We start from the raw sequence: 11,654 nt of genomic DNA, 5'->3' as shown, positions 1-11,654 counted from the left end.
TCATGCAGGCGACGAGCTCGTCGCCTGCCGACTCTTACACGATGGTAGAGGTCGGCGCAACGCAGACCATTCCGCTGTGCGCACGCCAAGGTCACTGCGAGGATGTTCGCACCGATGTCGAAATCCGCCTCGTCAAGCACGATGCAGGCACCCTTGCCGCCGAGCTCGAGTTGCTCGGCGACGACTTGGCGATCTCGACGCCCACTTTCGGACCGCGGGTGAACCCGACCGCGTGCACCCCGGGCCCCGAAACTAACTAGTTGAGTACTTTTTCCTCGACCCGCGCCCGAGTCTCCAGCACCTTAAGGGCTCGGTCGACCCACTTCAGCCGAGCCTTCGTCATCGCAATGTTGAGCTCGATGCCCAGCTGCCGCCCGAAGATCGCGTCGGGCGACCCGTCGTCGACCTCTCCGTAGGAATCATTCAGCGTGCGCAGTGCCGCCTGTTCGTGCTGCAACGCGCTGCGCCACTCGTGCTGGGCCCGCAACAGGAAGTCCACCGCCTCCCCGGGGGGGAACAGCTCAAGGGTCCACACCCGAAGCAGGAATTCGTCCTTGGTCTTGGTGAAATCCAGGGGTGTCGATAGCCACGCCTGCAGCGCCTGGAGACCCTGCGGTGTAATCGTGTAGAGCTTGCGCTGAGGGCCGGACCGGCCCTTGACGACCTCGCCCGTGGTGTATCCGACGGCTTCAAGTCGCTTCAGCTCACGGTAGATCTGCGTGTCGTACGCGTGCCAGCCACGGCCCAGTGACGACTGGAAACGCTCCTTGAGATCGTAGCCGCTAGCAGGCATCCGCGAGAAAAGTTGCAGAATGGCGAAGCCCAGCACGCTCGGCATGTTTTCGGCGGTGTCCGTTGTCATGGTGTGTTAGCCCCCAAGTGGCAGCAGATGTTCGATGGTTGACGCTTAAGGTAAGACTATTGCACCTGTGTGTATCAGGCCACGCAGCAATGCATCAGAGCTCCGGCGCCTGCGACCCGCGCCAGCCGGCATCAGTCCCGTGCGAGGACGATGTCCCCGATGGGAAGTCGCGTACGTGGCGCAGTCTCGCGGACGGCGAGCTCGCCGTGGAGCAGACTTGCATGCGCCTGGCGCCCGATCGCGGCGACGATGAACGGCTCGAGCGGTGCACCGAGTCCAAGTGCGCCACTTAATGCCGCGCGATCGAAACCGCCAATCTGTCGCATCCGCAAGCCCATCTCCTCCGCCTGAAGGCCGATATGCGCAATCGCCTGCCCGAGGTCGTACTCAGCGAACGACTCCACGCGCCCAGCCTCATCCTTGCGCACGAGCACGCCGACCAGCAGGAGTGCCGCCTGAGGGGCCCACGTCGCGTTGTTGGCCGCGAGTGTTTCGCTGATCTGTCCGAAGAGCACGCCTCCCCGCCGACCGATGACGAAGCGGCGCGCCTGTCCGTTTCTCGACGATGGCGCCCAGCGGCCAGCTTCAAGCAGGAGGGCGAGCTCGGCGTCTGCAATGACGTGTTCTGCATCAAACGAACGCGGGCTCCATCGCTGCGCGAGCAAATCGGCCAGGACAGGCTCGGGTCGATCCGCCTGGGTCGCAGGAACACGCAGATCGTTCGCTGTCATATCGAACAGGGTCCTGTTCTCCACCGTTACCGAAACCATGGCACCTCCCGTTGTCGGCGATGCGTCCAGCATAACTTATGTAACACACTTTTGCACTACTCGGTTTGTGCCAACGCTTCATCCACCCTCTGCCTGCCGGCCGAGGCGCCGAGTTCGCGAAAACGACGTCGCCATCTGACCGGTTACGCACGACGTTTCCTTCGACGCCGGCGGACCGCCCGGCATCGGGGTCTTCCTGATCACGGGACTGGCTGGCCCTCCCACACGCGATCACACGCGCCTAAGGTCGCTCAGGCAATCTTCAGCGCCGTCGAGAGCTCCTCAATCTCCGTGACGTGCTCAAGATCCTGAACGAGGGCAATTACGTGCTCTGCGCGTCCTCGCCCGAGCGAAGGCGCAGCGAGGTCACGGAACTTCGCGAGCACCTCGTCTTCGAGGAGCGGCCTCTGTGCCGTGCCACGTGCGTGGCTAACATAGGTCTCGAACACATGGCCGTCTGTGAGCTTCACCCGCACTTCGGACGGAGCATCGCCCTCCAGTGCAGACTGGGGAGTGGTGCGCTCGTATGTGACCTTGTCGACGACGTTCAGGAGGTCCTCGTCGTCCAGCACGGCGTCAAGGTAGTCCCGGGGACCGTTCCCGCCCTTCACCAACCTGAGCGCGATACCGAAGGCACCGCTGAACTGCGATGAGATCACATCTGCCGGCCGCCGGATCTGGCCGACCGAATCGAACTCCCGAGGATTCTGCCGCACGTGCACGTTTGATACATCCAGGGCCGTGAAGGCGTGCTCGCTCTGCAGATCGCTCACTGCATCGAGGACCGAGTGCTGCGCGGCGCAGCATGAGTGTGGTTTAAATCCGGTACCGAGCAAGAGAAAATCGCTTCCGAGGCCGGCGGTGACGGCATTCGGGTCCGGGGTGTCGGTGATCGCCCGATAGAGCCCCCTCCGCCCCTCCAACGCCTGACGGGGGGCGGTGGCCCCTGCCGATGCCAGACCAGCAGCCTCGACACCGGCCTGGGCGGCGAACCCCGCGTGCAGGCGTTTCACCGATCCACCCGAAATCGTGTACTCGGCGATGCCGGCCGCACGACTTGCGCAGATGCCGAGTGCGTGGGCGGTCTTGTCTGAGTCGAGGCGCATCAGAGAAGCTGCTGCGGCTGCGGCCCCGAAGGAACCTGCCATGGCTGTCGACTGAAAGCCTCGAGCTGTCATCCCGACTCCCCCGACCCCGACGCGGATCATGGTTTCGTAGCCGACAGCCACCGCCGCGAGCAGTTGCGCACCGGTCGCCCCGAGGTGCTCGGCCATCGACAGCGCGGCGGGGACGACGACGACCCCGGGATGGCTCGCAGTCCTCATCTCTGTGTCATCCAGCTCGAAGCCGTGAGCAAAGGAAGCGTTCGCCAACGCCGCGGTCTCCGGCTGCATCCGTACGCCATAGAAAAGGACGCTCGCGGATCCGCCGGCACCTCGGGAGCGCACGTAGTCCCAGACGTTGCGCGACCACGGGAGGTCCGCGAACGCGAGAGCGCAGCCCAGGGTGTCGAGGATGTGCAGCTTCAGCCTGGTTGTGACGCTGGTGGGCAGCGATTCCATGCTCGCATTGGAGATAAAGGCGGCGAGCTGCGCTGTGATCTCCGAACGGTGCTCTGTCATGAGGGGATCCTTTCAATCGCGGTGGCCGCGTCCATCACTCGGGCCCGTTTCTATTGCATAAGTGTGCTGCCGAGTGTTGCATTGCGCTCACTCAGGGATGCTCGTCGGCCGGCCTCGTGCCAAACCGGACGTGCCACCCGTCGCGGGTGGTTCGCAGGAGGTCGTCGCCCAGCGACAGGAGGCTCTGCGCACGAGTCGTCACGTGCGCAGTCAGGTCATTCGAAGGCACCAGTTCTCCGACGAGTCCTGCTGCGACAGCCTCGGATGCGGACAGCGCCTCCGCTGTGAGCAGCAGCTTCATCGTCCGACGCGGTCCGATGATGCGTGCCAGCTCGGCCGCAACGGGTCGAGGATAGATCCCGTCGCGCAGCTCGGGCACGCGGAATCGCGCGTTGGGCCCCGCAATCACATCCACGCAGGTCGACATGAGATGGATTCCCGCCCCAATCACCGGGGCATCCACCGCGGCAACCCATGACACAGGTGACTGCTCGAACTCGCCGATAAGCACGGCACCCGCCGGGGGGACACCCGGTACCCGCACCACTTCCGGATCGCGACCTGAGCAGAACGCGGGGCCCTCTGAATTGAGAACCGCAACACGCACACCACGCTCAATGAACTCGCGATGGGCGGCCTGCGCCTGCTCGACGAGCCCGGGGGAAAGGACGTTCCCGCGCTTCTCGTCGGCGAGGGTCAGTATTCCAATACCGTCCTCGATCCTTGACTTCACCAAGACAACCATGTCTCCTCCTTCGACGAACCCATTGTTACACACAAGCTAATAAGTGCGTTAGTGGCATGGCGCAGAGCAGGTAATCGATACGCCCCGCCCCGCGGGGGAAAATAAGCGCCGTCGCAGTTGAGGTGCGCGCTGTGCTACTGGCTTCACAAAAGGACACCATGCAGGGGTATTCGGTGGCCTCGTGCGCGCCGCCAATTGCGCCCGGACCGTCACCGGGCTGGCAGACGGCCACCAGACCGGCACTGGAAATCGGCTCACGGGCGCGGCGTTCGTCCAGTTGGTGCACACCTAAACCTGATGTCAGGAAGCCCCTCAAGCACCGTCAGGATAGGGTCCAGAAGCCGTTCCTGCAGCCTTCTGTTGAACGGTGTCAGATTCCAAGCTGACAGATGGCCCGCGGAAACTCCGCTTGGAGCGGTTACACCCTCCCCCGTTGTATGGCTTTGGTTAGCAGGACAAAGCCTTTTGACGGACGCGGTCGCCGATAAACGGAAATGGCCGAATGAACAAGGCCACCCTGAACGCCCTTGCACAGGTCATGACGTCCGCAGCCGCATGTCTGGAAACCAACCTAATGGTGCTCGTTTTGGTTCCAGGTAGGCGGGGTCGCGGTGTCCGGACTTATCGCAGTTGTAGAACGGGCCGTTGGGGTCGAGGAGGACGCGCATGTGGTCGGCGTGGTCGCGCCACCACACGCTGATGCCGGTGGCGCCGTCGAGGCGCAGATGCTCCCAGGCCCGCCATAGTGCTTCTACGCGGGAGACGGCCTCGGGGTGGAAGTACCATTCCATGCACCATTTGGCGCTGCGGTTATCGACGTCGCGGACGTAGGTGGGCAGGAGCTGTTCGTGCAGAAACTCCTCGGCCGAGCCGAACACCAGCTGAGGCTTTGCGGGCTCGACGTCAGTCTCCGTCTGGGTGTGGTCCATGTGTTCATCGGTTTCGGCGAATAGCCCGATTTCCTCTGCCATGTCGTACTCCTACTTGGTGGTGACCCAGGGATTGACTGTCGCAAGTTCACCGGCGGGTACTGGAACGGCATAGTCGCGGCGGGGGCTGTTTGCCTCGATGGATGCTTCGACGGCTTCCTTGTGGGGTCCGGTGTACCAGGGCAGTGTGCGGACGAGGGTGGCCGGTGCGCCGGAGGCGAGGACGACGGCGCGGCCGCGGTCCAGTTCGGCGAGGTTGGAGACGTCGAAGATGCGTTCCTTGCCCTCTTGGCGGGAGCGGCTGCGCCCGGATTTGCCGGAGGATACGGAGACGTTGGTGTAGCTGTAGTCCCCGATTAGGTCCGAGAGGGCGCGGAGGAAGCCGTCTTCGGCTACTCCCCCGCCGTAGACCTTAACGTTCGCGGCCGACCAGATTTTCCGCATGTTCGCCTCCCCCCACAATTCCACGCCCTGGGACCAGGACTGCAGGATCGCCATGACGATCAGGCCCTTGGAGCCGTAGTGGCTGAACTGGTCCGGCAGCGACGCCCAGCGGACCACGTTGGCCAGCTCATCCAGGGCGAACAATGCCGGCAGGGCCAGTCGGCCGCCCTGACGCTCGGCCCGTTCCTCCATGGCCTCGGCAATGGCCACGGTGAGGGCGGTGGTCAAGGGCGCGGTCGATCCGGCGCCTTCCTTGGAGAGGATGTAGATCGTCTCGCGTGACTGTGCGAAGTCTCGGGGGTTGAACTGCCGGCGGGAGGCCGTGGCGACGGTCGCCCCGGCCTCGGGTGCGACCCAACGCAGGGTGTTCCTGCTCTTGAGGCACTGGACCATCTTCTCGGCGTGTCGAAAATACCGTCCCGCTGTTTATCGGCCAGCTTCAGCGTCGATTCCAGTCCCTTGTACTGCAGCTCGTAGCCGTGCTCTTTCAGGATTTCGATGGGGGCCCGGCTGACCTGCTCCGTCACCCACAGATACACCTGCGTGATGGGCAGCTCCCCCAGTGCGGCGGCCAGGAAGTAGGAGGAGAGAATGTCCTCAGCCTTCGGATCGAAGTACGCATCCGGTTTCGACCCGGGGGTCCGCGAGCCGACGGCGAAGTGCTGGGTGAGCTTGTACGCCTTCTCTTCGTCCGTGACATAGGACAGCGGGTTCCACCACCAATCAGGTTCCTCCTGGGCGACCTTCTGCGGATCAAACACCCACACCGGTGCGGTTTGCGCCCGGACGCTACGGGTGCCGTCCACGACGTCGCGCTTGTTCGAGGTGGAAACGACCGCCCCCGGTGCGTCCAGGATGGCCGGTATGACACGGGAGGTGGACTTACCGGTCCGGGGTCCCCAGATGTCGATGCTGAGATCTTCCCACGGTTGGATGAACTTCTGCCCGGTGGAGACCACCCGGCCGACTGTAATACCGGGCGTGTCTTTGATGCCCAGGCGTTCGGCGGTGGCCATGGCACCCTTCTCGGAGAACGCGGTCAGTGATTTGCCGCGGCCGAGGTAGCGTGCGGCTTTGTCCACCCGGGCCCGTTTCCCCGCACCCTTGGCCCAGGCGACGAGGACCAGGACGGCGCCGACCACCAATAGTGCCGCCATGACGGCGGCAATGACCGTCGACTGGACCGGCCACGGCACCCGGCCCTTGACCAGTCCGGCGATCAGGTCAATCGGGTGGGCCGGGGGCGCTTTGATGCCGGCCGACCAGGATCCGAGGTGGGCTGCGACCCAGCTGCCGCCCCCGATGACGGCAGCTGGGCCGATGGCCAGCCAGATTTCCAGCCCGTCGCCGAGGCCGGTGCCTTTGCGGTTCGGGGCACTCATGCCGCACCTTCTTCACGGGCCGGAGCGGTCGCTTCCATCAGGGTTTCCGCCAGAGCGTGCCAGCGCTTGTTGGTGTCGTTCAACGAGGCTTCGATGGAGGTGAGGCCGATCTGGACGGGGATGCCGGGGCGGCCGCCGACCTTGATCAGGAATTTCCCGCGTCCGGGTGGTTCGATGTCGCCGCCGCGGGAGTCCCAGGCGGGCGGGTCCTGCCAGGAGATGAGCTTCTGCTGTTCCTGCCGCGAGAGCGGGATCGCTGCGGTCAGTAGCGGCATTTCGGAGGCGGGGAGGCCGCCGCAGATGACCATGCCGGAGCGTCGGATGAAGGCCGCGGGCCTTCATCCGGTCTTCTTCTGCCGGGAGAGCGAGCAGGTCGGACATGGTGTGGGAGATCATGACTTGCCCGACACCTACCGAGCGGTTGAGGCGGGTCAGGGCGTCGACCCGGTCCACCATGCCCTTGCCGGCGCGCAGTGCCCGCCAGAGCTCATCCAGGACGACGAAGTAGTTCCGGCGCGGTTCCAGACCGACGTCGGCGAGGGCGTTGGCGACGTTGACTGTGCCGAAGCCGTAGGACCAGCACGCGAGCAGCACGGCGGCCTGCAGGTCCGTTTCTGTCTCATCGATGCTGGAGACGTCGAAGACGACGGCCCGGTCGCGCCGCATCGGGTTCGTGGTGTGCCGGGAGAAGATCTCGCCGAGTTTCCCGCCGCCGGTCAGGCCCAGCAGGGTGGCTTCCAGGGCCCGGGTTTCCTGCAGGTAGACGGTCACGTCGCCGCGGTCCAGCGCGACCTGGCGCAGCTCGTCCGGGGCGGCGGTGATGACGTCGAGGAGGTCTTTCAGGACCGGAACACCGTCAAAGGTCTCGTCGAGGACGCGCAGGGCACGGTCCAGGATGGTCTGTTCCTGATCTGTGGGCGGGTTGTTCCGGCTGATCGTGATGAGGGAGACGACCATGTTCAGCCGGCGGCCGTGGGCGTCGGCCCGCACCCGCACGGCTGCGTCGTGGCGGCCCTGTTCCTCGAGGAGCCCGGCGACCTCCACGGCCTGTCCCGGGTCAAGGATGTTCAGATACCCGCGACCCCGGCCCAGTTCGATGACCTGCCCGCCGAGCGCGGCGACGGCGTCGACATGCTCACCCTTCAAGTCGCCCAGGACGAGCGGGTGGACGCCCTGGCCGGAAAGCCCGAGCATCATGCGGCGCACGAGCGTGGATTTGCCGAGGCCGGGTTTGCCGAGGATGAACGCGGAGGGGTTGGAAATCAGGTGCGCGCGCTGGAACCAGCTGATCGGGTCACAGCAGACCGTGGCCTGGGTTTCCTCGTGCCAGCCCAAAGGGACACCGATCATGGGCGAGGACGTGCCCGAACTGAACGGCCACAGCCCGCAGACCTGCACCGTCGTCCCACGGTACTCGCGCACGGCCGGGACCAGGGCGGCAGCCCCTCCCCCGCGGCCGCCCCAGCCCCGGGAACCGGGGACACGCAACCGTGCCAGCCGTGCAGCTGCTCTACGACGGCCGCGGGCTTCGGATTCCACGCCGTCAAGGAGCGCGTTCTTCTTTTCCCGGCGAAAGAGCTGCTGCATTACAGGGCCTCCCTGATTTCGGTGGGCAGCAGGACGTGCCGGGGCAGGACGAGCCCGAGCGGCAGGCACGCGGCGAAGGCGGTGTCCTGGGAACCGTAGGCCCGGCGCAGCAACACCCGGGCGGTGCCCGAGGTCTGTTCCACGGCAGCGACCGCGTCGGGGAGCCGGTCCGGGTCGGTGACGGTGGCGGTGACGACCAGGCCGAAGTTCACCAGCCCGGCGCCTTGGGCTTCTTCGGCGGCGGTTTGCGCGGCGGAGCGGGCATCGACCAGGGCTCGGGCGGAGGGACGATTCCCGGAGCTGATGCGGACGTTGGCGTTGTTCTGGTCCCGTTCGACCACAGCGGCGGCCCGGGCCGAATCCATCGGACGGTAGAGCAGGGAGCGCATTCCGCATCGGAGCTTACGGAAAATCAAATCTTCCAGCCTCGGGGCCGCCGATGGCGCGACTCATGTAGCCCCGGACGGCTGCCGCACCACCGGAGAGGTAGGCTTTCGGCTCGGTTCGTCACGGCTTGAGATTTGTGCGGCGCGACACGCGGGGCCGTTTTCTGTAAACAAATCCCCGGATACCCTCCTAGGCAGTGCTATTTTCGACACAGTCGATAGCTGTAAACAGAAACCTCCTATGGATCGACTGCAAGTAGCACCAGCGATGAAACAGCCACAACCGCAGGTTGTGCGAGATTCGAAGGACATGACCATGAGCGCAGTAATCAATCGTGGAGGCGGACGGCCCAGCAAGGGCCTCCGCAAATACATTGGCTTCCGCACGCAAGCCAAGACTGCGGAGGACGTTCAAATGATCGCTGCCGCTAAGGGCATGACTGTCACTGACTACGTTTCGTCTGCCGTCGACCGGTCGCTGCGCGAAGACCTAGCGTTGCTAGGACACTTCGCGCACCAGGAGGAACTGCCCATCCGCATAGCCTCATAAACAGAAGAAGGCCCGCACTAGGCGGGCCTTCGAAGCTGAAGATCCACGATCCGCGAAGCTTGCCGGCGAACAGATCGTAAATCGGATGGAAGTCCTTCTCAGGGCTTCTATTGTGTTGCAAAACCGATCCTGCAAGATCGGCCCTCAGTCATTCCCTCGACAGGAACAGCATCATCGTACAACAGCACGCCCGCGTGCTGCCAGCCGTATATAGCGCTGGCGTGTCGCACGGGCCATCCTCTTCCTCCAGCCCCGCACAGGCGTGGGCTGCGTTGGCGCCTCTTCTCGCAGGTCAGCTCCGGGTCAGGCTCTCTCGTGACGCAGGCAAGACGTACCCGCAGAAACATGAACGGGCTCTGACGGAGGCGCTTCCTTCTTTCCCGGCTGCGGTCCGGATCTTCGGTAAGGACGGTACCTGCGCGGCGATCTTCCTCGATTTCGACTCGTCTGTCGCCGGCGTTGAGTGGGTGGAGGCGGACGTTCGGGCAATCCAGGCGTGGTTGCATTCGGTGGGGGCCCGCTGGATTGAGGACTTTTCCCCCAACGGCGGCCGCCACGTTTATGTCCCGCTCGCGCAGCGGGTGACTTTCTCTGAAGCGCGTGATCTTGTCGAGGCGCTGGGCACCCGGTACCGGACCCTGGACAAGACCCCGCACCAGAACCTCCTGCATGGCTGCATGCGGACACCCGGTTCCCCTCATAAGAGGGGTGGCTACCAGGAACTCGCGATGAGCCTGTCGATGGCCTACGACGTTGCCCGCCGGCCCAACTCCGCCACCATCTGGGCTGCCATGAATGCTGACCTGGCGGGGGAGATCGGTGCCGTCCGGGCACTCCGCCTCGAACAGGCTTTCCCGACGGCGGCCGACGAGGCGCCGAAACTCCAGCACCCGGCCGGCCGGATGTCCCGGGTAATGCAGCTGATGGCACAGACCGGGCTCTACGACTCGAACCGGTACGCCTCCGACTCGGATGCCCGCCAGGCCATCATCACCGGGGCCGCGGCCGCCGGCATGGAACTGACCGATGTGGAACGCCGAATGATGCAGGGAACCTGGCCAGGGCTGGCCTCCTTCTACGCCCGCTATGCCGCCCGGCACCGGGTCCCGGCCCTGCGCCGGGACTGGCTGAACGCCGTCAAGTACCTCAGTAAAAACCCGCGATCCGGGGACGGAAAGAACAATGCCCGTATATCCCCCACAAGCCAGCCAAATACACAGCCCCCAGTGCTAAAGGGAAATCTGGTCTCGACGAATCCCGATACCGAGCACCGGCTCATCCGGACCTGGCGAAATGCCCTCCGGCTGAAGGAGCACACCTACACAGGTACAAGGACCGGGCTGGCGAGAAGGATGGTCCTGAGGTCCCTGGGCGAAGCTGCCCATATGACGGCCTCCCGGTTCGTTGAATTCGGGGCCAGGTCCATCGCGGTGGCCACCGGGTTGGACCACACGACCGTCGGGGCGCATCTGAGGGCGCTGCGCAGCGAACGTGACCCGCTGGTGACCTTGGTGGAACAGGGGCGCGGCACCAAGGGGGACCTCTACATGCTGACCGTCCCGGAGGAGATGAAGGCAGCCGCTGAAGACCTGACCTGGCGGAAAGGAAAGATTCACGCCCTGCGCCCGGTGTTCCGGGAACTCGGCCTGCCGGCCGCCTTCATTTACGAGGCGCTGGAACACTCCCCCGGCCTGACGACGGCGGAGATCGTGAAGCTGACCCGGCTCTCCCGGACAGCAGTCAGCGAAGCACTCGAGGTGATGGCCGCCTGGAACATGATCTCCCGCGACACCACACGGACCTGGTCCGTGGTGGCCACAACGTCACTGAAGGAACTCGCCGAACACTTCGGCGTGCTGGCAGCCGTCGCGGCGCAGCTGCAGCGCTACCGGATCGAACGGATCCTCTGGAAGGAATGGCTGTCTAAAAACGTCAACACCGTCGCGGAACTCCTCTCCCCCGGTGAAGACTACCCGTGGGAGGCATTTGAGGGCCCACCGGATGAATGGGCCCTCTCCGACATGGCGTTCAAGCGGGTCGGCTGAGTTTTCGTTGACGGATCGCGTTCGGATGCGGTTCCTTGTAGCCGTTTCCCCACCCTTCCTGTGGGACCAATTAGCCGACCGGGTTCCCGCCGCGCCCAGGCCTACCCCACTCCCCCGCTCCTCTGAGTAGCGCCGGATTTTGCGCAAAGGGTTCCATTTGCGCAACGTGCATGACGGCTACCCGCAGCTCCGCTCCACCGCCGGGTGCTCGGGCTTACAGGAACCGCAACGCCGCGCCTTACGACGCGATTTCGGTTCGGTACCGTCGCCTTGGTCGGCTGAGTTTTCGTTGACGGATCGCGTTCGGATGCGGTTCCTTGTAGCCGTTTCCC

The 11,654-nt window shown here is 64.7% G+C and carries 11 protein-coding genes and 1 pseudogene; 3 read left to right on the top strand and 9 right to left on the bottom strand.

All coding sequences use genetic code 11. The annotated features are described in order from the left end of the window. Positions 1 to 41: 41 nt before the first annotated feature. Positions 42 to 260 (top strand): hypothetical protein, encoded by a 219-nt coding sequence (locus J2X01_RS12630; protein WP_310057672.1) that lies wholly within the window; start codon positions 42 to 44, stop codon positions 258 to 260. Here the strand turns inward: J2X01_RS12630 and J2X01_RS12625 are convergent. The 9 genes and pseudogenes from J2X01_RS12625 to J2X01_RS12585 form a co-directional block, all read right to left on the bottom strand. Next, the gene (locus tag J2X01_RS12625) at positions 257 to 862 is read right to left on the bottom strand and encodes a PadR family transcriptional regulator (protein ID WP_310057670.1); all 606 of its coding nucleotides are present in this window, start codon (positions 860 to 862) and stop codon (positions 257 to 259) included. The genes J2X01_RS12630 and J2X01_RS12625 overlap by 4 nt on opposite strands. 131 nt (positions 863 to 993) lie before the next feature. Next, entirely contained in the window at positions 994 to 1,632 is a 639-nt protein-coding gene (locus tag J2X01_RS12620; protein WP_310057668.1) for a nitroreductase family protein, read from the bottom strand. Positions 1,633 to 1,883: 251 nt separating this feature from the next. Beyond that, positions 1,884 to 3,254: an MmgE/PrpD family protein gene (locus J2X01_RS12615; RefSeq protein ID WP_310057664.1), complete on the bottom strand. Its 1,371-nt coding sequence runs from the start codon at positions 3,252 to 3,254 to the stop codon at positions 1,884 to 1,886. Between the two features lie 91 nt (positions 3,255 to 3,345). Further along, on the bottom strand, positions 3,346 to 3,999 hold the full coding sequence (locus J2X01_RS12610; RefSeq protein ID WP_310057660.1) for an enoyl-CoA hydratase/isomerase family protein: 654 nt from the start codon (positions 3,997 to 3,999) through the stop codon (positions 3,346 to 3,348). A 536-nt stretch (positions 4,000 to 4,535) separates the two neighbouring features. Beyond that, the gene (locus J2X01_RS12605) at positions 4,536 to 4,970 is read right to left on the bottom strand and encodes a DUF4913 domain-containing protein (RefSeq protein WP_310057658.1); all 435 of its coding nucleotides are present in this window, start codon (positions 4,968 to 4,970) and stop codon (positions 4,536 to 4,538) included. 9 nt (positions 4,971 to 4,979) lie between these two features. Next, positions 4,980 to 5,636 (bottom strand): type IV secretory system conjugative DNA transfer family protein, encoded by a 657-nt coding sequence (locus tag J2X01_RS12600; RefSeq protein WP_310058071.1) that lies wholly within the window; start codon positions 5,634 to 5,636, stop codon positions 4,980 to 4,982. Continuing rightward, positions 5,597 to 6,754 carry a type IV secretory system conjugative DNA transfer family protein gene (locus J2X01_RS12595; RefSeq protein ID WP_310057656.1) on the bottom strand — a complete coding sequence of 386 codons (1,158 nt, stop codon included), beginning with the start codon at positions 6,752 to 6,754 and terminating at the stop codon, positions 5,597 to 5,599. The genes J2X01_RS12600 and J2X01_RS12595 overlap by 40 nt, the downstream gene beginning before the upstream one ends. Continuing rightward, positions 6,751 to 8,341 (bottom strand): annotated as a pseudogene (locus J2X01_RS12590) (helicase HerA domain-containing protein). The gene J2X01_RS12595 and the pseudogene J2X01_RS12590 overlap by 4 nt, the downstream one beginning before the upstream one ends. Further along, on the bottom strand, positions 8,341 to 8,730 hold the full coding sequence (locus J2X01_RS12585) for an SCO6880 family protein (RefSeq protein ID WP_310057653.1): 390 nt from the start codon (positions 8,728 to 8,730) through the stop codon (positions 8,341 to 8,343). Before J2X01_RS12585 ends, J2X01_RS12590 begins: the two are co-directional and overlap by 1 nt. A gap of 313 nt (positions 8,731 to 9,043) precedes the next feature. Here J2X01_RS12585 and J2X01_RS12580 point away from each other — a divergent pair, with 313 nt between their 5' ends. Then, positions 9,044 to 9,277, top strand: coding sequence for a hypothetical protein (locus tag J2X01_RS12580; protein WP_310057651.1), 234 nt, complete (start codon positions 9,044 to 9,046; stop codon positions 9,275 to 9,277). A gap of 194 nt (positions 9,278 to 9,471) precedes the next feature. Continuing rightward, on the top strand, positions 9,472 to 11,322 hold the full coding sequence (locus tag J2X01_RS12575) for a MarR family transcriptional regulator (protein WP_374724970.1): 1,851 nt from the start codon (positions 9,472 to 9,474) through the stop codon (positions 11,320 to 11,322). Positions 11,323 to 11,654: the final 332 nt, after the last annotated feature.

Origin of the sequence: Arthrobacter ginsengisoli, assembly GCF_031456935.1 — a bacterium.
GTDB classification, from domain to species: Bacteria; Actinomycetota; Actinomycetes; order Actinomycetales; family Micrococcaceae; genus Arthrobacter; species Arthrobacter ginsengisoli.
This window is presented reverse-complemented; position numbering and strand designations above follow the sequence as displayed.